This window comes from Streptomyces sp. BBFR51, from assembly GCF_044591655.1.
GTDB lineage: Bacteria > Actinomycetota > Actinomycetes > Streptomycetales > Streptomycetaceae > Streptomyces.
Window position 1 is genome coordinate 6,555,639 of the sequence record NZ_CP172448.1, and the last position, 21,781, is coordinate 6,577,419.

At 69.9% G+C, this 21,781-nt stretch carries 24 protein-coding genes and 4 pseudogenes; 10 read left to right on the top strand and 18 right to left on the bottom strand.

Annotation, left to right across the window (positions count from 1 at the left end; genetic code table 11):
• The first annotated feature begins 11 nt into the window (after window positions 1–11).
• From aroA to ACGH7X_RS30020, 6 genes are all read left to right on the top strand, one after another.
• Window positions 12–1,334, top strand: a complete 1,323-nt coding sequence (gene aroA / locus ACGH7X_RS29995; protein ID WP_399890667.1) for a 3-phosphoshikimate 1-carboxyvinyltransferase — start codon at window positions 12–14, stop codon at window positions 1,332–1,334.
• On the top strand, window positions 1,331–2,866 hold the full coding sequence (gpmI, locus tag ACGH7X_RS30000) for a 2,3-bisphosphoglycerate-independent phosphoglycerate mutase (protein WP_399890670.1): 1,536 nt from the start codon (window positions 1,331–1,333) through the stop codon (window positions 2,864–2,866). Before aroA ends, gpmI begins: the two co-directional genes overlap by 4 nt.
• Window positions 2,863–3,222 carry a hypothetical protein gene (locus tag ACGH7X_RS30005; RefSeq protein ID WP_399890673.1) on the top strand — a complete coding sequence of 120 codons (360 nt, stop codon included), beginning with the start codon at window positions 2,863–2,865 and terminating at the stop codon, window positions 3,220–3,222. The genes gpmI and ACGH7X_RS30005 overlap by 4 nt, the downstream gene beginning before the upstream one ends.
• Window positions 3,223–3,586: 364 nt before the next feature.
• A complete protein-coding gene (locus ACGH7X_RS30010; RefSeq protein WP_399890675.1) occupies window positions 3,587–4,459 on the top strand; it encodes a phosphate ABC transporter substrate-binding protein in 873 nt (290 codons plus the stop codon).
• Between the two features lie 3 nt (window positions 4,460–4,462).
• Entirely contained in the window at window positions 4,463–6,283 is a 1,821-nt protein-coding gene (gene pstC / locus ACGH7X_RS30015) for a phosphate ABC transporter permease subunit PstC (protein WP_399890678.1), read from the top strand.
• Window positions 6,271–6,960 carry an ATP-binding cassette domain-containing protein gene (locus tag ACGH7X_RS30020; protein WP_399890681.1) on the top strand — a complete coding sequence of 230 codons (690 nt, stop codon included), beginning with the start codon at window positions 6,271–6,273 and terminating at the stop codon, window positions 6,958–6,960. Before pstC ends, ACGH7X_RS30020 begins: the two co-directional genes overlap by 13 nt.
• Window positions 6,961–7,005: 45 nt before the next feature.
• Here ACGH7X_RS30020 and ACGH7X_RS30025 read toward each other — a convergent pair whose 3' ends face one another.
• Together ACGH7X_RS30025 and ACGH7X_RS30030 are read right to left on the bottom strand one after the other, a co-directional pair.
• The gene (locus ACGH7X_RS30025) at window positions 7,006–7,269 is read right to left on the bottom strand and encodes an ArsR/SmtB family transcription factor (RefSeq protein ID WP_399890684.1); all 264 of its coding nucleotides are present in this window, start codon (window positions 7,267–7,269) and stop codon (window positions 7,006–7,008) included.
• A 194-nt stretch (window positions 7,270–7,463) separates the two neighbouring features.
• The gene (locus ACGH7X_RS30030) at window positions 7,464–7,823 is read right to left on the bottom strand and encodes an ArsR/SmtB family transcription factor (RefSeq protein ID WP_399890687.1); all 360 of its coding nucleotides are present in this window, start codon (window positions 7,821–7,823) and stop codon (window positions 7,464–7,466) included.
• Between the two features lie 164 nt (window positions 7,824–7,987).
• Between ACGH7X_RS30030 and ACGH7X_RS30035 the strand changes: the two genes are divergently transcribed.
• From ACGH7X_RS30035 to ACGH7X_RS30050, 4 genes are all read left to right on the top strand, one after another.
• On the top strand, window positions 7,988–9,376 hold the full coding sequence (locus tag ACGH7X_RS30035) for an NAD(P)-binding domain-containing protein (protein ID WP_399890690.1): 1,389 nt from the start codon (window positions 7,988–7,990) through the stop codon (window positions 9,374–9,376).
• A 66-nt stretch (window positions 9,377–9,442) separates the two neighbouring features.
• Window positions 9,443–9,787 carry a glyoxalase/bleomycin resistance/dioxygenase family protein gene (locus ACGH7X_RS30040; RefSeq protein ID WP_399890693.1) on the top strand — a complete coding sequence of 115 codons (345 nt, stop codon included), beginning with the start codon at window positions 9,443–9,445 and terminating at the stop codon, window positions 9,785–9,787.
• A gap of 10 nt (window positions 9,788–9,797) precedes the next feature.
• Complete coding sequence (locus tag ACGH7X_RS30045; RefSeq protein ID WP_399890696.1) at window positions 9,798–11,021, top strand: MFS transporter; 1,224 nt, start codon at window positions 9,798–9,800, stop codon at window positions 11,019–11,021.
• A gap of 168 nt (window positions 11,022–11,189) precedes the next feature.
• Window positions 11,190–11,570: a metalloregulator ArsR/SmtB family transcription factor gene (locus tag ACGH7X_RS30050; protein WP_366472556.1), complete on the top strand. Its 381-nt coding sequence runs from the start codon at window positions 11,190–11,192 to the stop codon at window positions 11,568–11,570.
• A gap of 83 nt (window positions 11,571–11,653) precedes the next feature.
• Here the strand turns inward: ACGH7X_RS30050 and ACGH7X_RS30055 are convergent.
• The 16 genes and pseudogenes from ACGH7X_RS30055 to ACGH7X_RS30130 form a co-directional block, all read right to left on the bottom strand.
• Window positions 11,654–11,770: pseudogene (locus ACGH7X_RS30055) on the bottom strand (pyridine nucleotide-disulfide oxidoreductase); the annotation flags it as partial.
• Window positions 11,771–11,932: 162 nt separating this feature from the next.
• The gene (locus ACGH7X_RS30060; RefSeq protein ID WP_399890700.1) at window positions 11,933–12,262 is read right to left on the bottom strand and encodes an esterase; all 330 of its coding nucleotides are present in this window, start codon (window positions 12,260–12,262) and stop codon (window positions 11,933–11,935) included.
• 89 nt (window positions 12,263–12,351) lie between these two features.
• Window positions 12,352–12,564, bottom strand: a complete 213-nt coding sequence (locus ACGH7X_RS30065; protein ID WP_399890703.1) for a hypothetical protein — start codon at window positions 12,562–12,564, stop codon at window positions 12,352–12,354.
• A gap of 241 nt (window positions 12,565–12,805) precedes the next feature.
• A complete protein-coding gene (locus ACGH7X_RS30070; RefSeq protein WP_399890706.1) occupies window positions 12,806–13,318 on the bottom strand; it encodes a hypothetical protein in 513 nt (170 codons plus the stop codon).
• A gap of 70 nt (window positions 13,319–13,388) precedes the next feature.
• Window positions 13,389–14,327: a DUF317 domain-containing protein gene (locus tag ACGH7X_RS30075; protein ID WP_399890708.1), complete on the bottom strand. Its 939-nt coding sequence runs from the start codon at window positions 14,325–14,327 to the stop codon at window positions 13,389–13,391.
• Window positions 14,328–14,502: 175 nt separating this feature from the next.
• Window positions 14,503–15,171: a hypothetical protein gene (locus tag ACGH7X_RS30080; RefSeq protein ID WP_399890711.1), complete on the bottom strand. Its 669-nt coding sequence runs from the start codon at window positions 15,169–15,171 to the stop codon at window positions 14,503–14,505.
• On the bottom strand, window positions 15,168–15,644 hold the full coding sequence (locus ACGH7X_RS30085) for a hypothetical protein (protein ID WP_399890714.1): 477 nt from the start codon (window positions 15,642–15,644) through the stop codon (window positions 15,168–15,170). The genes ACGH7X_RS30080 and ACGH7X_RS30085 overlap by 4 nt, the downstream gene beginning before the upstream one ends.
• Complete coding sequence (locus ACGH7X_RS30090) at window positions 15,641–16,426, bottom strand: glycosyl hydrolase (protein ID WP_399890717.1); 786 nt, start codon at window positions 16,424–16,426, stop codon at window positions 15,641–15,643. Before ACGH7X_RS30090 ends, ACGH7X_RS30085 begins: the two co-directional genes overlap by 4 nt.
• On the bottom strand, window positions 16,423–17,028 hold the full coding sequence (locus ACGH7X_RS30095) for a DUF4913 domain-containing protein (RefSeq protein WP_399890720.1): 606 nt from the start codon (window positions 17,026–17,028) through the stop codon (window positions 16,423–16,425). The genes ACGH7X_RS30090 and ACGH7X_RS30095 overlap by 4 nt, the downstream gene beginning before the upstream one ends.
• Window positions 17,029–17,121: 93 nt before the next feature.
• Window positions 17,122–17,466, bottom strand: a complete 345-nt coding sequence (locus ACGH7X_RS30100) for a hypothetical protein (RefSeq protein ID WP_399890723.1) — start codon at window positions 17,464–17,466, stop codon at window positions 17,122–17,124.
• A 321-nt stretch (window positions 17,467–17,787) separates the two neighbouring features.
• Window positions 17,788–18,018, bottom strand: a pseudogene (locus ACGH7X_RS30105) (DNA cytosine methyltransferase); the annotation flags it as partial.
• A gap of 121 nt (window positions 18,019–18,139) precedes the next feature.
• A pseudogene (locus ACGH7X_RS30110) lies at window positions 18,140–18,322 on the bottom strand (DNA cytosine methyltransferase); the annotation flags it as partial.
• 1 nt (window position 18,323) lies between these two features.
• Window positions 18,324–18,494, bottom strand: coding sequence for a hypothetical protein (locus ACGH7X_RS30115; protein WP_399890726.1), 171 nt, complete (start codon window positions 18,492–18,494; stop codon window positions 18,324–18,326).
• A 50-nt stretch (window positions 18,495–18,544) separates the two neighbouring features.
• The gene (locus ACGH7X_RS30120) at window positions 18,545–19,714 is read right to left on the bottom strand and encodes a DnaB-like helicase N-terminal domain-containing protein (protein WP_399890730.1); all 1,170 of its coding nucleotides are present in this window, start codon (window positions 19,712–19,714) and stop codon (window positions 18,545–18,547) included.
• On the bottom strand, window positions 19,711–19,941 hold the full coding sequence (locus ACGH7X_RS30125; RefSeq protein ID WP_399890733.1) for a hypothetical protein: 231 nt from the start codon (window positions 19,939–19,941) through the stop codon (window positions 19,711–19,713). Before ACGH7X_RS30125 ends, ACGH7X_RS30120 begins: the two co-directional genes overlap by 4 nt.
• Window positions 19,938–21,726 (bottom strand): annotated as a pseudogene (locus ACGH7X_RS30130) (type IV secretory system conjugative DNA transfer family protein). The gene ACGH7X_RS30125 and the pseudogene ACGH7X_RS30130 overlap by 4 nt, the downstream one beginning before the upstream one ends.
• Between the last annotated feature and the right edge of the window lie 55 nt (window positions 21,727–21,781).

The following is a 21,781-nucleotide window of genomic DNA, read 5'->3' on the forward strand; positions in this document are numbered from 1 at the left end:
GGAGGCAACGCATGTCCGCCACGCCCGACCCGCGCCTTGAGGCCGAGTCCGTCACCGTCCGGACATTGGCCGGTTTCGACGAGACTGTAAGAGTCCTCGGATCCAAGAGCTACACCAACCGCTACCTGGCCATCGCCTCCCTGTCCGGGCAGGAGACGATCATCGACGGCGCGCTGTTGTCCGACGACACCGTCTACCTCTCCCGCGCCATCGAGGCGTTCGGCCACGTCACCTGTGACATCGACCACGCCACCGCCCGCATACGCGTCACCCCCACGGGCCAGGCGATGCGGGCTCCCGACGAGGAGATCTTCGTCGGCGGTGCGGGCACGCCCCTCCGGTTTCTGATCTCCATGGCCGGGCACGCCGAGGGCACCACGGTCATCAACGGCAATGCCCGCATGCAGGAGCGTCCCATGGGCGACCTACTCAAGGCACTGCCCGCGCTGGGCGTGGACGCCACCGCGGTGCGCGGAAACGGCAGCCCGCCCATCCGGGTCGTCGGCGGCTCCTTCAAGGGCGGCGCCACCTCCATCAGCGGCGCCGTCTCCAGCCAGTTCACCTCGAGCCTGATCATCAACGCGCTGCGCGCCCAGACCGATACCGAGATCACCATCAGCGACGAGCTGGTCTCCAAGCCGTACGTGGAGATGACGCTCGCCGCGCTGAGCGAGATGGGCGTGAACGTCGGCAGGGACGGATACCGGCGCTTCACCGTCCCGGCCGGGCAGCAGGCCCGCGGCGGACAGGTCACCGTCGAACCGGACGCCTCCGGCATGTCCTACTTCCTGGCCGCCGCCGCAATCCTGGGTAGCCGCGTGGTCATCCCGGGCATCGGTTCCGGCTCCCACCAGGGCGACGTCCACCTCGTCCGGGCTCTCGAGCAGATGGGCTGCCGCACCGAGGTCGGCGACGGCTCGATCACGGTGACCGGCGGGTCCCTGCGCGGCATCGACATCGACATGGAAGCGATGCCCGACGTCGTGCCCTCCCTGGCCGTCGCCGCCGCCTACGCCGAAGGCACCACCCGCATCACCAACATCGCCTCGCTACGGGTCAAGGAATGCGACCGCATCGCCGCCGTCACCACCGAGCTGCGCAAGATGGGCATCGAGGTCGAGGAGCACGAGGACGCGATGTACATCACCGGCGGCACCCCGCACGGCGCGACCATCGACACCTACGACGACCACCGCATCGCCATGACCTTCGCCATCGCCGGTCTGCGCACCGAGGACGTGGTCATCAAGGACCCCGGCTGCGTCGCCAAGTCCTTCCCCACCTTCTGGCAGACCCTCGACACCCTCCACCCCGACCTGAAGAGCACCAAGTGAGCGCGATCGAACCGGTGTTCGCCGGCCCGGGAATTCTGTTGGTCATCGACGGATGGGGCCACGCCGACGCGTCCGACGACAACGCTCTGACGCTGGCACGTACCCCGGTCCTGGACGAACTGGTGACCCACCGCCCGAGCACGCTGGCCAAGGCCTCGGGCGACGCGGTCGGCCTGCTCCCCGGCACGGTCGGCAACTCCGAGATCGGCCACATGGTCATCGGAGCCGGACGGCCCCTGCCCTACGACAGCCTCCTGGTCCAGCAGGCCATCGATACCGGCACCCTGCGCACACATCCGCGGTTGGGCACCCTGCTGGAAAGGATCACCGCTTCGTCGGGCGCGCTGCATCTGATCGGTCTGTGCTCGGACGGGCAGATCCACGCCAACGTCGAGCACCTGAGCGAGCTGCTGGCCGCCGCGGCCACACACCAGGTGGAGCGGGTCTTCATCCATGCGATCACCGACGGCCGGGATGTGGCCGACCACACGAGCGAGACCTACCTGACCCGGGTGACCGAACTGGCCGCCCAGGCCGGAGCAGGGCAGATCGCCACCGTCATCGGCCGCGGCTGTGCCATGGACAAGGCCGGCAACCTCGATCTGACCGAGCAGGCGGTCACCCTGGTCGCCGACGGGCGCGGCGTGCCCGCCGACAGCATCCACGCGGCAGTCAGCGCCGGTGAGCGCGGCGACGAGTGGGTCCCTGCGACCGTGCTCACAGCTGTCGGAGACGCGAGCGTCGCCGACGGGGACGCGGTGGTGTGGTTCAACTTCCGCAGCGACCGCATCCAGCAGTTCGCCGACCGCCTCAGCGAGCACCTGACGGCCACCAGCCGCTCGGTGGACATGGTCAGCCTGGCCCAGTACGACACCCGCACCGCCATACCCGCTCTGGTCCAGCGCGCGGACGCCTCCGGCGGCCTGGCCGACGAGCTCGCCACGGCCGGGCTGCGCACGGTCCGCATCGCCGAGGCCGAAAAGTTCGAGCACGTCACCTACTACATCAACGGCCGTGACGCCACTGTGCGCGGCGGGGAGGAGCACGTGCGCGTCACAGGGGACGGCAAGCCCGACTACGTCGCGCGTCCCCGGATGAACCTCGACCGCGTCACCGCAGCAGTGGTCGAAGCCGCCACCCGTCCGGAAGTCGACCTGGTCATCGCCAATCTGGCCAACATCGACGTGGTCGGGCACACCGGCAACCTCGCCGCCACCGTCACCGCCTGCGAGGCAACCGACGCCGCGGTCGACCAGATCCTGGAAGCGGCCGGGGACAGCCACCGGTGGGTACTTGCCGTCGGTGACCACGGCAATGCCGAACGCATGACCAAGCAGGCACCGGACGGCACCCTGCGGCCCTACGGCGGGCATACCACCAATCCCGTGCCGCTGGTGATCGTCCCTCCGGGCACCGACACACCCCCACTCGCGCTGCCGCAGACGGCCACGCTGGCCGATGTCGCCCCCACCGTCCTGCACCTGCTGGGACACAAACCCGGATCCGCAATGACAGGAAGGACCCTGCTTTGAGCCCCCTCGCCTCCGCACCCACCTCGGGCCTGTCGCATCAGACTCCGGCTCTGTCCGGCTGTCTCGACAAGCCCCACATCGCGGCTGCCTTCGCCGAGGACGCCACCGTCCGCAATCTGGCCGCCGACAGCATCGAGGGCGTGCTCCACGAGCCCGCCGACCGCTCGCGCGTGGTCCTCGGCCTGCACAACCCGTCTGCGACCGAGGCCCGTATCAACCTCAGCACTCTGCTGCCCGAACGAGCCGACTGCACCTGGCACTTCCTCAGCGGCTCCGTGCGCACCAGTGAGGCGGCCGACGGTATGTACGTCCACTTGGACGCAGCCGGCACGGCGTGGCTCACCGCAGCCCCGTAGAGGAGGGCGTCGGGGTCCGGGCCACCTGACGTCTGATCACCCCGCGCCCGGGTGCTGACGGACACGAGCCCGTCAGCACCGCCTCGCCAGATCCGCAGCCTGCGCGGGGCAGCCCCCTACGGGTGCGCTGTCCCGCATTCCTCTTTCAGGGCACCGCCATCCCCGAAGGATCTGACATGCACACTTCCATATTTCTCTCGGTATCGGCTCTCGCCGCTGCCGCAGGCACAACCTCGGCTCTCAGGCCTCCCTGTCCGGCCCGTCCCCTTCTGTCACACGAGTGACCGCCCAAGGAGTGTCGCAGCACGCTCCGCTCCCTCTCGTCCCACGTACAGCGGTCACGCACGAAGGAAGGGTCTCAACAGTGTTCAGCAAGAAGTTCCGCCGCGCATACCTCGTCACCTCGGCTCTGACGGTCATGTCTCTGGCAGGCTGCGCCGACGGCGGAGCCGGAGCAGGTGGTGCCCTGCAGGTCAGCGGGTCGACCACGGTGGCGCCGGTCGCCGCGGACGCGGCCGAGGCGCTCAAGGCCGATGGGCTCGACATCACCGTCGCCACGCAGGGTGGTTCGGCCGGCGGCATCTCGCAGCTCGCCTCGGGGCAGATCGACATCGCCATGAGCTCGAAGCCACTGGCGAAGGAGGACAAGGCCGCCAACCCCGACACCGACTTCCTCACCACGCAGATCGGTGCCGACGCCGTCGGCGTCATCGTCACCAAGCAGGTCGCCGACGCCGGGGTCAAGAACCTCACCGCCGCGCAGGTGCGTGGCCTGTTCGAGGGGAAGATCACCAACTGGTCCGAAGTCGGCGGCCCCGATCTCGACGTCTTCGTCTACGACAAGGAGCCGGGGCGCGGTACGCGTGAAGTCCTCGACAAGTACCTCTACGGAGACGAGAAGGCTCCGCCTCCGCCGAAGTCCGGCAACTTCGCCATCGTCGGCGGCAACCTTGAGACCCGCAACAAACTCGAGTCCACGCCCGGCGCCGTGGCGCCGCTGTCCACCAGCTTCGTCGAAGGACGCGACGGTCTTGCCGCGGTGACGCTGGACGGCATCGAGCCGTCCCCGGAGAACATCGCCTCCGGCAAGTACCCCATGTCCCGGCCGTTGTACTTGTTCACCGACGGCAAGCCCGAGGGGTCCGCCAAAGAGTTCATCGACTACGTGCTGACCTCCAAGGGCCAGAAGCTGATGACCAAACACGGCTACCTGACCCTCAAGAACATCGGGAAGTAGCGGATGGCAACCGGAACCCTGACCCGGCCGCCCGACGCACCCGACGCACCGGACACCGGCAGTCGCCCGCGCCCGTCCAAGTGGATCTGGGCCTGGCTGTATGCCGGGGTGTTCGCCGTGGCGGCTCTCCTCCTGACCGTCGTCGGCTATCTCGGCGCAGGAGTCACCAGTGGACACGTCGACTGGCTGGAGCTGCTGACCGAAGCCGCGTGGAGCCCGGCCAGTTCGTTGTACGGCGGCTTGGCGATGATCTACGGCACGGCGGTGGTGTGTGCTCTTGCGCTCGTCATCGCCGTGCCCGTCAGCTGGGGGGCTGCCGTCGCGCTGTCGGAGTACCTCCCGCCCCGCCTGGCCCGACCGCTGCGCATGTGCGTGGAGTTGCTCGCAGCCGTACCGTCCATCGTCTACGGCCTCATCGGCATCATGGTCATCCGTCCGGTCATCGCGCGGATCGCCGACGTGCCCGGCGGAGACAGTCTCGCGGCCGCCGGCATCGTCCTCGCCGTCATGATCACTCCCACCATCGTGGCGGTCAGCGTCGACGCACTCGCCGCAGTGCCGGACCGCGTCCGCGAAGCCGCGTACTCGCTCGGTCTGACCCGCCGGGAAGTGGTGCGCTCGGCGGTACTGCCGCTCACGCGGTCCGGCATGCGAGCGGCTGTTCTGCTCGGTCTTGCCCGGGCACTTGGCGAAGCCATCGCCGTTTTCCTGGTCGTGGGACGGGCAGACGGCCGACTGCCCACCAGTTTCGGAGAGTTCCTCGACTCGCTGAGCCACCCCGGCCAGACGCTCACAACGAAGCTCGCCGGTCCGGAGCCCGTGCTGGCGGGAACGTCCGGCCCCCACTTCGCCGCTTTGTGCGGACTCGGCCTCGTCCTCCTGGCGCTGGTGGCAGCCATGACAGTCTGGGGCACACGAGGCCGCACCCGCGGTGCGGCGACCGAACGCCCCGCCAAGTCCCACGGCACAGCGCGGATGCGTCTGCAGCGGGACCGGCTGGTGAGGACGCTGCGGCTGGGGGCCCTGGTTCTGCCCAGCGTTCTTCTCGTCGGCATGCTGGCTCTCCTGGTGACGAGAGGGAGTTCGGCCCTCAATCCGTCCTTCTGGATCACGCCCGCAACGGGCGCGTCCGGAGGGGGCGTGCGTGACCAGATCATCGGCACGGTGCTGCTCATTGCCACCACAGGCATTCTGGCTCTGCCCCTCGGCTTCGGCGCGGGCGTCCTGATCGGTGTCCACGCGTCCGAGCGCACGGCACGCGTTCTGCAGAATGTCACGGTCGTGCTCGGTGGGGCGCCGACCATCCTGCTGGGCCTGGCCGGGTTCGTGATCCTGTCCACCACGATGGGCTGGGGCCGGTCCTGGCTGGCGGGTGCGATCGTGCTCGTTCCCGTGGTGGTGCCGGTGATTGCCCTGACCACCTCCACCCGTGTCAGAAGTATCCCTCCCGAACTCACGGAGAGCGTCATGTCCCTGGGGCTGACGCGTGCGCAGTATGTCCGGTCGGTCGTCGTTCCGTACACCTGGCCGGCGACCATCACCGGCCTGCTGCTCGGCCTGGCGCGGGCCGCGGGCGAAACCGCCCCGCTGCTTTTCACCGCGACTGTCTTCTTCGGTGCGCCCGCCGTGCCGGGCGGAATCGTGGACTCGCCGGTGCAGGCGTTGCCGACCCACATCTTCACTCTTTCCCAGGACTCAGGTGACCCGCAGGCCGTCACCCAGGCCTGGGGGAGTGCCATGGTGCTGGTCCTCATCACCGCAGTACTCCTCAGCGCGGCTGTCGCGCTGCGCAACCGCTTCGAAGGAGAGCGATGGACAACGTAATCACCGTGCGCGAGCTGCGCGTACTCAGCCGCGACAAGACCCTGGTCGGCCCGGTCTCCTTCAGCCTGGAACACGGATCCACCACCGGGCTGTGCGGACCGTCGGGCGCGGGCAAGTCCACCATCCTGCGTGCCCTGGTGGACCTGCTCCCTCACGGACTCACCCGGGACGGCGAACTGCGGGTGCTGGATCGCACGATCGCTCCTGGCAAGGGAGACGCCGACCTGCGGGCCAAGGTCGTTCTCGTGCCCCAGATGCCGGTCGTCTTCGGAGGCAGCATCCTCGACAACGCCCTTTTCGGTCTCCGTCATGTCCTGCGCGCCTCTCAAGAGCTCCTGAAGGAGCGGGCGGAGCAGGCACTGGAGGAGGCCGGACTGTGGAAGGAAGTCGCCGACCGCCTCGATTCCCCGGCGCAGAACCTGTCCGCCGGGCAGCGCCAGCGGCTCTGTCTGGCCCGTGCCCTGGCACTGGAGCCGGCCGGGCTGCTGCTCGACGAGCCCACCAGCGCACTCGACGAACGCAGTAGGGACAAGGTCGAACAGTCCATCGCCGCGCTGAACGGCCGACGGGCGGTGCTTCTCGTCTCCCACGACCCGGCGCAGGTGGAGCGCCTGTGCGACACGACCGTTCACCTGGACCAGCCCATGACGACAGCACCTGCCGTCGCCGTGGGCTGATCACCGGCATTGCAGCGGAGCCGGAGCCTTGGTTCGTCTCTGCGCTCACTGGACGTTGACCTGGCTGCGCTGATGCAGGATCTGCATCAGCGCAGCGCGCACGCCCACACCCAGCCTGTAGTAGACGAGGCGGCCATCACGCCTGCTCTCGATCAGACCGATGCATCGCAGCCGTTTCAGGTGATGACTGACGGTCGCCAGAGACACCCCGACGTCTGCCAGCTCGTGCACGGCGGCCTCGGCGCCCGCCCGTTCAGCCAGCTGCATCAGAAGCTGCAGGCGGACAGGATCTCCGAGCGTCTTGAACACATTGGACCACCAGACCATGTCTGCCGTGCTCAGCTCCAGGCACGAACCGTCACAGGCGGAGGCAGTCCCCTTCTGACACATGACCTTTCCCTCCCAGCGTCCCTTCCGGGATCGTTACCGGTCGGCATGTCTCTGCGCCCGAAATCGTCATGCCTGGCCGACGCCCGCATTACGGATCGCCGGAGCCTACCGGTTCAGGGAGTCTGTGACAGCAGGCCCGCCATAGCCGACAACACCCCAGGCGCAACGCGGTAGTACACCCAGCTGGCGCGGCGCTCCGACTCGAGAAGCCCAGTCTCCCGCAGCTTCCGTAAGTGGTGACTCACCGTGGGCTGAGAAACCCCGACGTCCTGGATGTCACAGACACAGGCTTCTCCGCCCGGCCGGGCTGCAATTTTCGAGAACAGCCGCAGCCGGACGGGGTCGGACAGCGCCTTGAACATGACGGCGATCTTCTCCGAGTCCGGAGCGGACAGCTCTTCCTTCCCCAGCGGCTGGCAGCACCAGGTCATGCCAGCGGTCAGATTGGTGGAGCCCGGAGCCAGATTAGACATACCTCTATGTTGACAGCCATCAAATCATTTGCCAAGCAGGGAACGGAACCCCTCTGCGCCCGTTCGGGCGCAGATTCGATGACTCTCTATGTTGACGTACGTCGATCTCAGGCGCCATGCTGGGCGACATCGACACCTATCGAATCCGAGGAGTCATCGCCATCATGTCCGCAGCTCCTGCCCTGCCGGTAGTCATCATCGGCGCCGGTCCCGTCGGCCTGGCCGCCGCAGCCCATCTGTCCGACCGCGGTCTGCCCGCTCTCGTTCTGGAAGCCGGTCAAGGCGCGGGCACCGCCGTGCACGAATGGGCACACGTACGTCTCTTCTCCACCTGGGGCGAAGTCGTTGACCCCGCGGCCGAGAAGCTTCTCGCCCCAACAGGCTGGCGGAAGCCCGACGCCGGCACCTACCCGAGCGGCGGCGACTGGATCGAGAACTACCTGCAGCCGCTCGCCGACGCGCTCGGTGACCAGGTCCGCTACGACGTCCGGGTCACCGGCGTCTCAAGGGCCGGCCGCGACCGCATCGTGGACACCGATCGTGAGACGCAGCCTTTCGTCGTGTACGTGCAGCACGCCGACGACCGGGAAGAACGAATCCTCGCCGCTGCCGTGATCGATGCCTCAGGCACCTGGGCCCTGCCCTCACCGGCCGGCGGCAGCGGCCTGCCCGCCCTAGGCGAGCGCGCGGCGGCCGATCGCATCAGCTACCGCGTCCCCGACCTCACGGACTCGGCCGTGCGTGCCCGATACGCGGGCAAGCGCACCGCCGTCATCGGCTCGGGCGCCTCCGCGTTCACCGCGCTCTCGTCACTGGCCGAACTGGCGCGTTCCCAGGACGGAACGGATACGAAGGCGGTTTGGGTGTTGCGCCGCGGCATCTCCGGCTCCACCTTCGGCGGCGGAGATGCCGACCAGCTGCCCGCGCGAGGTGCCCTCGGCCTCGCCGCGAAGGCCGCCGTCGACGACGGCCACGCAGAGGCGGTCACCGGCTTCCGCACCGAGGCCGTCGAGGGCAGCGCCAACGGCCGACTGGTGCTGGTCGCCGAGGACGGGCGACGGTTGGAGGCGGTGGACGAGCTCATTGTTCTGACCGGTTTCCGCCCCGACCTGTCCTTCCTCTCCGAGGTCCGCCTGCGCCTGGACGAACGCCTTCAGGCACCGGTGGAGCTCGCCCCGCTGATCGACCCCAACCAGCACTCCTGCGGCACCGTCTACCCGCACGGCCACCGGGAGCTCTCCCACCCGGACTCCGGTGTCTACCTCGTCGGCATGAAGAGCTACGGCCGTGCTCCCACATTCCTGGCCATGACCGGCTACGAACAGGTCCGTTCCGTGACGGCAGCCCTGGCCGGCGATGCCGAGGCGGCCGACCGAGTGGAACTGGTCCTGCCGGAGACCGGTGTGTGCGGTGGGTCCGGCCTGTTCGACACGGCCGACACCTCCCAGGCCGCCACAGAAAGCTGCTGCGCCCCAGTCGCTCAGCAGCCGATCCAGCTCGTCACCGCCTCTCCCGGCTCGGCAAGCGCACCCGGCAGCTGCTGCAACGCCTGACCACCACCACCCAAGCCGTCACGGCTGCGGGCAGCGCGCACCACCGAACCGGCAGGAGTACGACCCATGTCCCGGACACAACTCACACCGCGAGTGCCCGACCTGCAGGCCGCGACCAACTTCCACAGCAGGCTCTTCGGCACCGCGCCGGCCAAGCTTCGTGATGGCTACGCCGACTCCGCCACCACTGAGCCCGCGCTCAATCTCGCCGTCGTCGTAGGAAGGGCGGGCGAGGGCGCCGCCTACTGCTACGCCCCGCAGGGCAAGGTGCGCGGTCCCGGCCAGGAGCCGTGGGAGGTGCACGTCGTCAAGGCCGACGTCGACACCCTGGCCATGCAGCCTGGTAGCACCTGCTGCATCCCCGCGACCGCCACCCTGCCCGAACAACAGCCCGATACGGCTCGTTGCTGATGACCGACTCATGAGCGACCTCTCCACGGCCACTGCGGCCGCCGTCACCGATCAACCGACGCGGCCACGGGCGGCCCTGCCTGCTCTGTGCCTCACCCAGATCACCAGCTGGGGCATCGTCTACTACGCCTTTCCCGTCCTCAACCCGCAGATCACCACGGCCACCGGCTGGAGCGCGGCCACGACCACGGCCGCCTTCTCCGCCGCTCTGCTCGTCTCCGCCCTGGCCGGTATCCGCGTCGGCCGGATCCTGGACGCCCGCGGCCCCCGCACGGTGATGACCGTCGGCTCCGTCATCGGCACCGCCAGCCTGGTCATCGTCGCCACCGCGCCCAACCTTGCCATATTCACCGTCGGGTGGCTGCTGGCCGGTCTCGCCATGGCATCCACCTTCTACCAGCCCGCGTTCGCCGCACTCACCCGCTGGTGGGCCCCCGACCACATCCGCGCCCTCACCACCGTCACTCTCGCCGGCGGTCTGGCCTCCACCGTCTTCGCGCCCCTGACCGCTCAGTTGGCCGGCCACTTCAGCTGGCGGCACACGTACCTGATACTGGCCGCCGTCCTGGCCGCCGTGACCGTACCCGCCCACGCCCTCGCCCTGCGCGGGCCGTGGCCCCCCGCTCCGCCCCCGGCCACCACCGGCGGGACTGCCACCACGGCCGCCATCACCCGCAGTCGTCCGTTCCTCCTTCTGGCCACCGCCCTGACCCTCTCGGCTTTCGCGATGTACGCCGTAGTCGTCGCCCTCGTCCCCCTGTTGCTCGACCGCGGCTACACCGCTACCCAGGCCGCCTGGGCCCTGGGCCTGGGTGGGGCCGGGCAGACTCTCGGCCGCACGCTGTATGCCGCCCTGGCACGCCGAAGCTCACCCGCCCTACGCGCCGCTGTCCTCATCGGCCTGGGCGGAGCCACCACCGCCGCCTTCGCGTTCGTCCCCGGCCCTTACCCGCTGCTGGCAGTCCTGGCCGTCGTCGCCGGCACCGTCCGTGGCAACCTGACCCTGTTGCAAGCCACTGCCATCACCGACCGATGGGGCGCAAATCGTTACGGCCGGCTGTCCGGAATCCTTGCCGCCCCTGCGACGACCGCCTCCGCGCTAGCCCCGTTCGCCGGCGCCGCCCTGACCGTGCCGCTCGGCGGCTACCCCAACCTGTTCGTCGTACTCGCGCTGGTCTCGGCCGCCGCCGCACTCATCGCCTGGCACACCACGCCAACCGGCAAGACAACCTGACAGCGTTGGAAGACAGCCGCCACCGCGCCGCCGGCCGACGCCCACGAGATCTGCTGCCGCTGCGTCGATCCCTGCCCCCACTGCCGACCAGTCTTGGCCGAGCGCCCAGTCCCAGTCCGGCCATTTTCGATCGTGCCAAAGTGATCACAAAGCGCTTATGGTCGATGGGTGGCTGTCATAGATCTGCAGACGTCGGAGGATGGGTTCCTCGAAGGTGGCTCGTGCGGGCCGGGGCTGAACTGCAAACCCCTCAACCGTTCCGAAGCCGAACAGTTGTCGGCGATGCTGCGAACCATCGCCGACCCCACCCGCCTGCAGTTGTTCCGGCTACTGGAACAAGCCCCCAACGGTGAAGCCTGCGTATGCGACTTGGCCGACAGCCTGGAGCTACGCCAGTCCACCGTCAGCCACCACTTGAAGATCATGACCGAAGCCGGACTCCTGGACCGCGAGCGGCGTGGCACCTGGGCCTGGTTTTCTGTCAACCACAACGGACTGCAACGCATTCGGTCCATCCTGGACCCGGCACCTCGGACCTCAGACGGGTGACCGGTCCTCACCGCTTCTGTCGAGCGGACAGCGGCGGTCTGAGCCCCACAGGTCCGGCTCTTCACCTCGCGAGGTCCCGAGGATCATCCTTCGGTATCGAGAGGCCAGGCGATCTCGCGGGCCGCGTCGTGCACCGGCCGTCCGACCCCGATGAGTACCGCTGAGGCCGAACCCGTCAAGTAGGCGTAGCCGAGAAGGTGATCACCTGACCGGTGATCTGCGCTTTGAGCCCGTTCCACCGAACACCGTCGGCACCGTCACCTTTCCGCCCGGTTACGCCCAGCAGGTCGGCATCCGCTGGGGCCCCTCGGTCCTGCACGGCGCCCCTGCTTCGACGCCCGCCGGCACCCTGCGGTTCTCGGTCAGACCTCGGCGAGGCGATTCGAGAGGTCGAGGGCGTCGGTCGCGAATGTGAGGGCGGAGCACAGGCCGATCACCTCGTGGACGGTCGGACGGACCAGGCGCGGCCAGTCGTCCGGGGCCGCGAGCCAGGAGGCGAGGTGCACCTCGGTGGTGGCCAGGCCCAGGTGGGCGGTGACGTCCCAGCCCGCGAGGGAGGCGGGCTCCCAGTGGAGACGGATGCGGCCGAGGGGGAGTCTTGGAGTTCCGTCGGCGAGCCACGTGATGGCGAGAGGGCCGTCGGGCCGGGCGGAGACGCGCCGGACCAGCGCGCCGCATACGCCGTCCGGCATGGGGCGTATGGCGAGGTCGTGCAGCGGAAGGACGGACGAAGGGTGGGGTCGCGACGGGATAGAAGCCTCCGTGGTGTTGGTGGAACCGGTCAGGCCCAGGCGAGAGCGTCGCGCACCGCCGTCGGGAGGTAGCCCTCCTGGCCGTCCTCTCCGATGAACGCCTTGCCGTCCCGGACGACGACATCGGCCCCCACATAGTGGGCGAAGGGGAAGTCGGGGTTGACGGCGAGGCGAATCGGCAGGTTGGGGTCGAGCCCCTGGAGCTGGCGGAGCAGGTGGCCGACGGTCAGGTTTTGGGGCAAGGTAACCTCCGGGAGCAGTACGGAAAGACAGGTGCGGGTTGGTGGTGATGGTTCGTCAGGAGGTCAGCCGGTAGGGATAGGCGGGACAGGTAGGGCTGCTCTCCGGGACGGCCAGGCGCCGTCGGCGACCAGACATTCGTCGACCTGCGATTTTCCCGACATCCGTACGTTGACATGCAGTGTGCCGAAGCGCGTAGTCGTTTCCCGGGAGTGACGTCTGCCGTGGGCGAACTCGCGACTGTCAGCCGGGGCCGACGGCCGGGGAATGGATCGGCGAACGCGGTTGTCGTACCGACGGCCCTACCACGGTCGAAGGAGCAGGTGGGTCGGGCGCCTGGCCCAGGGCGGTTTGCGCGTGCCCGGAGCGGGCGACAGCGGCCTGGGCCAGGCGAACTGCCGAGGCTCCGTCCGCGGGCGCGGCGGCCTCCCGGGCTTCGATCACACGCCTGATCGCCTGCAGGTACGTATGGCTCTCCGCATGGGCGACGCGAAGTTCGGCCGCTGAGCCGGTGAGCCGCTCCAGTTCGTAGAAGGCCGGCACGTATCCGGGCCGGGTAAGGGCGTGCAGACGGTTCTGGTGAGCGGTTACTGAGTGGTCGGTGATGGCCAGGGCCGCATAGATGTGCATGGTCGAGCGCAGGAGCGGGTCGTCGCTGGGGCGGCGGACCGCGAGTATTTCCAGCAATTCGATGGGCTGGCCCCAGGCATTCTCGATCATGGCTGCGGCCTGGTTGAGCGCGGTGGCGGTGGGCATGACGGAACTCCCGTGGTTCAGGGGCGAGGCTTGGGCCGGAGGTGGTGTCCCGGAAGGCCCGGTCCGGGAATCAGCGGCTGTGCCGTGGAGCCGCCGAGATGGCCGGCGGCGTGGTTGCGGCGGCGGGCGCGAAGTTGCCGGACCGGTTCTGCGTCGCACCTGCGGTGCGGCTGCGGGCGGCCATCACACGGAGATCTGCTGCGGTGCGCGGGGCGCGAGCGGCGCGGTGGACGGCCTGGACGACAGCGGTGCGGCGCACGTCGAGTGGGGTTGGAGCGCGAGGGAGCTGGGGATCGGTGACCTGGCCGACCGGGGTCAGCGTGACCAGGTGCTCCATCCTGCGGTCGATCTGGTGCCGTTCACGGGTCACTGGTGCCGACTCCGCCATGACGGCTGCCGTCGCGGCGATCAGGTGGGATGGCGTGCGGGCCGTGAACACCGCCTCCGCTCGAGTGCCCCAGCCCGGTGGGCCGGCCCACAGGGTGACGGTTTCGTCGTCCCAGCCGGAGAGACGGTTGTCGATCAGGACGCCTGCTTGCCCGTCGGGGGCGACGATCTCGACGGTGCCACGTGCGCCGGCCACACGATGCCAGCCGGCGTCGGTCAGAGGCTGGACGGCGTCGGCCCAGTAGAGCGACGGCTCCGCCAGGAAGCGTCCGTTGCCGTCGTGTGCGTCGGCCTGGGCGTAGTCGTGGGCCAGAGCGGTGGTGAGGCCGGCGACGATCTCGGCCGGGGTGACGTGGTTGAAGGTGGCAGTCCAGCGGGGTGCGGAGACGGCCTCTGCGGCTGCGGTGATCTTCCACAGCTCGAAGTCGTCGCCGAACCAGCCGATCCGAATCCTCTGGTCGGGCGAGGTGACGACGAGCTGGCAGGGGCCCTCGTCGAGGTGGTGTTGCGGCCAGTGGGCGACCGGGGCGAAGCCGGCGTCTCCGGTCCCGTTGGAACCGGCCAGGTACATGGGACTGACCAGGACCTCCTCGTAGCGGTACGGGTCATCAGGGACGGGCATGGTCGAAGCTCCGGGCAGGTAGGAGGAGAACGCACCCGCGTGCGCGGCGGGAACCAACGGTTGGAGTGCACACAGGCGCCGGACAGCGGCGAGACGGCTCCGGCTCTCGCGCCCTCGACACCGAACACCTCGGCGACCAGGTGGGCCCCGGCCCGCTCGGTCGCGTCGTGCGGGTTCACTCCGTCACCTCCATCCGGGCAAGCAGAGAGCGGACCAGGGTGGGCAGGCTCTCGGGGCCGTCGCCGAGCCAGACGTGGTCGGTTGCCTCGTCGAGGACGTATGCGGCGTCTTCGAGCAGGCCGCTGGAGATCTCCATGCAAGCGTCGGTGATCCGGGAGGCGGCGAGCAGCGACTCGGAGAGGACCTCGACGTAGTCGTCCGGCGCCAAGCCAGCAGCCTCGGCCGCGGTGCGGATCGCCGCCAGCTCCAGCGCGCTGAAGGCGAAGTCGAACTCGTCGTCCTGTTCGGCGCCGTCGGGCGCGGCGAAGACCGGGTTGCGAGGCTCGGTGGGGATGCCCACTCGGGTGCAGATCTGATCGACCGAGGCGGTCAGCTCGGCGAAGGACTCGGTGAGCCACCCCAGTGCGGAGGCATAAGAGGCCAGGGTGAACAGGCCCGCCGACGTGGCGGGGCGCGGCTCGGCGGCCACGAACCCTTCGAGGCGGTCGTTCAGCTCCCCGACCACCTGGGGCCCGGCCGACAGCGCGCCCAGCACAGGGTGCAGGTAGGAGCGGCCGGCGGCCGTCGGGTACTCGGCGGTGAGGATGCCGGAGACGCTCTGCGCGGCGTCGGTGAGAAGATCCGCCAGTTCGGCACGGGTCAGGGGAGTGCGGTCGGTGGTCATCGGTGGACAACCTTTCGGGGAGCGGCGGCCGGGGACGGGGCTGCTGCTGGGGGAGTTGCCTGACCCGCCGACGGTCGGTCGACGGCGAGCGACGACCGGGACCGGGCGGCCTGCACGCGGGCCTCGGTGGCGGAGTCGGTCTCGACATTCTGCTGGGCGCCGGTGCGCAAGTGGGCCGAGCGGTAGACCGCGTAATCCTTCCGGCTTCCGGCGGCGACGAGGTAGATCTCGCGCATGTGGGTCGAGGTCGGCGGGGCCGGACGGAACTGGATGACCATCCGGTAGGCGACGGGAGGGTCGACATAGACCTTGTGGAAGCCGGCGAGTCGGCCCTTCAACGGCAGGCAGTCATCACTTCCGTGGACCAGGTTCTGCAGTTCCAGCAGCGCCAAGTCACGGATCTCATCGGGAAGCTCGCGCAGGTCGGCGATGGCGTCGGGGTGCGCGGCGAAGGCGAAGCGGGCGCGGCTCACAACAGCCGCCCCTGCACCGGACGCGGGGCCGGTTCCGCCGGGGGCGTGCGGGGGGCGTCGAAACCGGCCTTCGGTGTCGCGGGAGCGCCGGCCGACCGGGCGAGGGCGATGCGGGCGATTCGGGCCCGGACGACGGCGCCGTTGTGATCGCTGTATTCCGGTGGTTCTGGCAGCGGGTGGCCGCGGTCGTCCAACCAGGATCGGGCGGCGCCCACGTCGGCGAAGGCGCCCTCGCGCATCGTGTACGTGCCGGAGTCGCGGTCCCACTCTTCGAGGAAGACTCGAACCGGTGCTTGATCGGCTCGGGAGTCACGGGCCAGCGTCCATGTCTCGCACGGGTCGGATTCCGAGGTCTGGGTGTCGAGGACCTCGTAGCGAGTGCCCGACTCCCGGATCTGCTGTTCGACCTGGAGAGTGAGGTCGTCGGCGGGCTTCACGTAGTCGTCGCCGACCAAGGCGATCCGCTCGGGCGGGCAGCCCCGTTCGACCAGCCAGTTCTGGGCGAAGGGCACCGTGGCGTGGTAGCTCGTCTCCAGGGTGAACGTGAGCCGGCTGAGATCCCGCGCGACCGCGATCGCAACCACCTGCGGCGCGCCGGGTATTCCCCAGGTGACCGACCGGTCGTGGGCGACGACGAAGCTGTGGGAGCCGTTCGGCGTGGTGTGGTGCTGGGACAGGGCCGTCAGCTCACCGGACCAGAACATCTCCGCCGCCTCCTCGGAGGCGGCATCGGCGGGCGCGAGTTCGTCGATTCCGAAATCGAAGTCGAAGGCGTCGTTCACGCCGCCACCCCTGACTGCTCGGGCGCCGGGGTGGCCAGCACACGGTGGTTGGGGCGGCTGGTGCTCGTCGTACACGCCGCGAAGGGCCCGTCGGGGGCGCGCAGGTGCATCAGCGCCTGGTCCAGGTGGTCGCGATGCCAGGTCGAAGGACCGGACAGGCCGGCCTCCGTATCGGTGAACTGCTGCCACGCGAGCCAGAGCGCGTGGAGCCGGGCGACGGCCTCCGAGTGTTCGTACCACTGCGCGCACCACGGACGCGTCGTGCTGATCTCCCGGCCGTACACCGGGAGGAAGAGGTAGTTCACCCAGTCGCTGAGCGCGGCGAGTTCGACGGCGTATGCCTCCCCGCCCAGGGCGAGGATGAAAACCGAGGCCGGGCTATCCGACCGCTCGGGGTCGGCCGCCCCGGTTTCCGGAGCACCGTCCGTGGGCTGGCCGGCAGCGGGGACGGGATCGGGCTCGGAGCCGAGGCGGTCGAGGATGACGCCGTGCTGCCTGACCTCGGCCATGGTCTTGGCGAGGGTGCTGGCGAGGTCGTCGAGGTCCCCGTCGGAAACGCGGAACGGCTCGGGGGTGGAGGCGGTCGGGCTGGTGTCGGACATGGGGGCGTGCTCCATCTGTGAGACGGCGACATGCCCGAGAGGATCCGGAGAAACCGCGGTTTGGACCGGCCGGGAAAGCCCAGTAGTGGGGCGCTACACGGCCGTGCAGCGGGGGCAGCGCGGGAAAGGAGGCGTCAGCAACTGCAGAGCCCGGGAGGCCTGCTGGGGGACGACGCCGTTGCCGAGCGCGGTGAGCTGTGCCGGGCGTCCGAGCCCCGGGGTGGCGGTGACCCAGCCGGCGTCGAGGCCCTGCATCCACTCGACGAAGTCGGCGCGGAGCCGGCCGGCCGCGTCGGTGGGGTCGGGTGCGGGGCGGGTGAGCCTCTCCCATCGGGTGATGGCGGCTGCGTACGCTCCCCATTGCCGGTCTGTTCCGCGGCTCCCGGGGGCGACTCCGTCCAGAGCGGCAGGGCCGTCGCCGACAAGGGAGGGCGCCACCCCTTGCCGGGGCGACGGCCCGGGGTGCCCGTGTCGCCGGCCCTCGTCGTGGGCAGCAGCGACGCCGCCGCGCTCGGCAGGGTCATGTCCCCGTTGCCGTGGCGCTGGTTGGGCGAGCCCTTGCTCCCGTCCGACGCCTTCGGGGTCGGCAACAGGAGCCACTCGACCTCGTCGGCCAGGTTCGGGCCGTGGCCTCCGCTCTTCCTCTTGGCAGGGTGCTGCGAGCCGCCGTTCTTGCCGATGTTGCTGGTAGGCGTCTTGAGCAGGGTGTCCGGCGGGCCAGGCGGTGAGAAAGGTTCGCTCGCGGCGGTGCGGGGCCCCGACATCGGAGGCGCGAAGCACGAGCCACTTCGCGTCGTACCCGAGGTCGGCCAGGGATCCGAGTACGGCACCGAGTGCCCGCAGAGGAGGCTGACCTGGGGTGTCTCCCAGACACCACGGGCAGGGTTCCACGTCGCCAGCGGAACCGGCGGGGGAGGTGAGGAGGCCGCGCACATTCTCGATCACAACCAGGCAGGGTCGGAGGGCCTGGACCGCACGGGCGACGTGCAGCCAGAGCCCGGAGCGGGTCTGGGCGTTGAGTCCGGCCCGGCGGCCGGCGACCGAGACGTCTTTGACAGGGGAAACCGGCCGTCAGGACGCACACCCGGGGGACGGTGGACCAGCCGACGGTCGTGATGTCGCCCAGGTTGGGGATGCCGGGCCAGTGGCGGGCCAGGATGCGCGAGGCGTTTGGATCGACCTCTGCATGCCAGGCCAGAGTGCCGCCGACGACAGACTGCACTCCCAGGTCGAGGCCGCCGTACCCCGAGCAGAGAGACCCGATCAGCGGAGGACGCACGAGGGCGGTGGGCATGTCACCGACCCCGCGCGATCAGCGTGCCGAGTCCGGAGAGTTGGCGGGCGACGGTGACGCTGGCGAGTGAGCGGCGGGGATCTCCGGCGACCGGGAGCTTGCCGCGCACGGCATCGAAACCCGATGCCGTGGTGCGAAGGGCCAGGGCGTCGGAGGAGGAGGTGTCGAACAAGGCGAATTCCAAGGCGTGAGAGCTAGCGATGGTCTGGACGCTGACGGGCGTCACAGGTGGCCGCGAGAGGGCGGCCGGGCGGCGGCCGGCGCGGGGAGGGGGCCGGTTCGGGCCGGGGGTGACGGGGCTGGGTGCGGCGTGCTGCGGGTGAGGGCGGCGTGCACCCGGGCAGGAGGTGGTCCGTCCGGCGAAGGTGCGGAGGCCGGCGTCTTCGGGGCCGGGCTGTCGTTCGCGTTCTCCCAGCGAGTGCGCACCTCGTCGAGCGGACCGAGCGCGTGCAGGGCGTGGTTGATCAGCCGACCGGGAACCAGGACTTCGTCCTCGGCCAGGGCTCGGACCGCACGTGCGGAGGCGGCTGCGGTACGCGTGAGCGAAGAGCGCATCACCCGTTCCCCGAGCCATTCGGCGCTGCCGGCACCCACGCTGTCGCAGATGGCGGTGAGCTGCTCGCCCGACAGCGAGCCGTCGGCCAGGAGGCCGCGCCGCTGGGCCTCCCAGAGCAGGGTGATCCGGTCGATGGGTTCGCCCCGATGGTGCAGCGCGCCGAGGCACCGGTAGAGCTGCCCGTGGCCCGGATCAGCGAAGTCCCCCGGCCGCAGCCAGGCCACCACCTCGTCCATGGCCCTCGGCTGCTCGGCGAGGACGGCCAGGAGGAACCGCTCGTCCTCGGCGACCTGGTCAGCCCGAACCGGTGGGGGAATCGGGGCGGTGGCCGGCGCAGCGGCGGGCGCGACCGGACGTGGGTCGGTTCCCCAACGTCGCGCAAGGTCGGTGAGTACCCCGGTCAAGACATCCGCAGAGCGCAGTGCTCCCTCGACCTCACCCTGCAGGGCGTCGGCCCGAGCCACCTGGTGAAGACGGATCGCGTGCTGGGCGACGGAGCGGTGGATCGCTCCCTCCAGCACCATGCGGCCGTACACCGGAGCATGCTCGGGGCGCGGACATGCCTGGGTCAGAGTGTGGGCGTACACCGCGGTAAGCCCCCGGACATGGAGGCCGGCCTCGTCGACCGCGTCGGTCACCCATGACAGAGGCACCGGCCCGTCGGCTCCGACTGCGGGGTGGCCGTCGCTTCGGAGCTTGCGGAGCGCGCCGAACAGCGCTTGGTGGACTGGTCGGTAGAAGTGATCCGGGGCGAGCCAGTCCAGGTGCGAGAGCTGGTTCGGGTCGAGGAGCACGGAGCCGAGGACCGCCTGCTCCGCACTCAGTAGCGGGTTCATCGCCGGTGACCCGGGTCAGAGGCGGAGGTCTCGCTCTGCCGGGTGTGGAGGTCGGCGACCGCCCGGTCGGCAGCGGCCATCGCCCGGGCGAAGTCGTCCAGCACGGGGGTGAACGCGGGATCGGAGGCGGGAATCGAGCCGGTCCTGCTGACCAGCCACCACCGGCCGTCGCACAGAACGACCGGCGAGGGCGGCAGTTGTTCGGGACGCGGTGTGGGCGCGCTCATGCCGACAGCCCGAAGTCGTCGTGGCCGATGCTCTTCGCCAGGGCCCGCTCGGTGATCGCCTTCGTGGCGCGGACGGAGGCCGGCCCGACCACCTTGGCGGAGGGCTCCTTGTACCAGGGCTTGAGGTTGAGCATGGCGACCCGGATGCCGGTGGCTAGGAGCAGCACCTTGCCCTTCGGGAGAGCGCGGATCGCGTCGGGCGGCAGGATCCGCTCGGTGCGCATGCTCACCGAGGTGGACTTGCCGCTCTCGCTCGTCGACACCGAGGTGGTCTGGACGTCGTGGTCACCGACCTGCCTGCTGAGGCGGTCGGCGAAGTCGGCGTCGTCGATGCCCGATCCGATGATCTTGACCGTGGCGGCGGAGTACAGGGCGTCCATGCCGGCCTCGCCCCAGCATCGCTGACCCTGCCGGTAGGACTGCAGGATCGTCATGGGGATGACGCCCCGGCTGCCCAGGTGGCTGTACAGGTCAGGGAGATCCGCGATGCGGCACACGTTGGCGGCCTCGTCGAGGACGCACAGGGCGGGCGGGTCGAGCCGTCCGCCGGAGCGCTCGGCGACGATCACGGCCGCGCGCATCACGGAGTCGGCCGCCGCCGCGATGATCGCGCTCGCACTGCCGCCGCCGTCCTTGCTGAGCAGGTACAGGGTGTCGCGGGACGTGGCGAAGGCGAGCGGCTTGAACTCGGGGAGGTCCTCGTTCGGCGTGACCCAGGCGGCGACGTCCGGATCGAGCAGGCAGCTCGCGTACTGCCTCGCTGTCTCGAAGATTCCGTCGCGGGTCTCGGTCGCGCCGGACACGGTGCCCTGGAGCTGGGCGGCGACCGCGTCGTGACCGGCGTCGGTGAGCAGGTCCACCGGGGTCCGGTCGGCCGGCATGGCGAGCCAGGCCAGGACATCGGTGATCGGCCGCCGGTGGCTGGCGGCGGCCAGGAACAGGGCGCCGAGGGTGTTGCTCGCGGCGGTGGACCAGAAGTCGGAGCCGCTCGACTCGTCCACGCTCGCGGCGACGAAGTGCCCGGCGAGCCGCTTCGCCCCGGCCAGGTCGCGGGCGTCGGCCAGGATGTCCCACCACATCTCGCGCGGGTGGTGAGCGATCTGCTGCGGGTCGAGGGTCCAGATCGTGCCGACCTCGGCGCGGGCGTCCACCGTGGCGGTGAAGGCGTCGTTCGCAGCCTTGTTGCTGGTGAGCAGGACCGGTCCGGGTGCCGAAAGGATCGCGGGGATTGCCAGTCCGGAGGTTTTCCCGCTTCGCGGGGCCATGATCGCGACGATCACGTCCTCCCAGGAAGCGCGGACCTCGGCCCGTCCCGGGGCGAGGGTGCCGAGCAGGATGCCGCGGTCAGCTGGAGCGACCTCTTTTACACTCCCGGTCGCTGAGGGACGGCCGCAGGCTCTTGGCCTTGGCGGTGATCTCCTTGCCCAGCAGCGCTGCCAGGTCGCCCTTGCGGGCAAGACTGCTCTTGGAGCCGGAGCGCCAGCGAATCCACAGCACCACGCCGGTGGTGGCCAGGGCCAGGGTGAGCAGGCCGGGGACGACGCGGGTGCCGACCAGCAGGGCGGTGGTGCTCAGGGTTGGCCACAGCACCTCGGGGTGCAACAGGGCGTCGGTGGCGCGGAACGGGGCCCACGGTCCGCTGCCGACGGCGGCGTTGGTGAGGTTGCCGGTCAGCCAGGCGAGGGAGCCGAAGGTTATGGCGGCGCCGAGGACGCCGAACAGGAGGTAGAGGAGCGCGTCCGACCCGGTGGTGGTCGAGGGCGCGCTGGTGCGCGGGGAGGGCACGGCGATTCCTTGGGTGTGCGATCGGGTGGGGGCGGGGAGCGCTCGACTCTCGTGC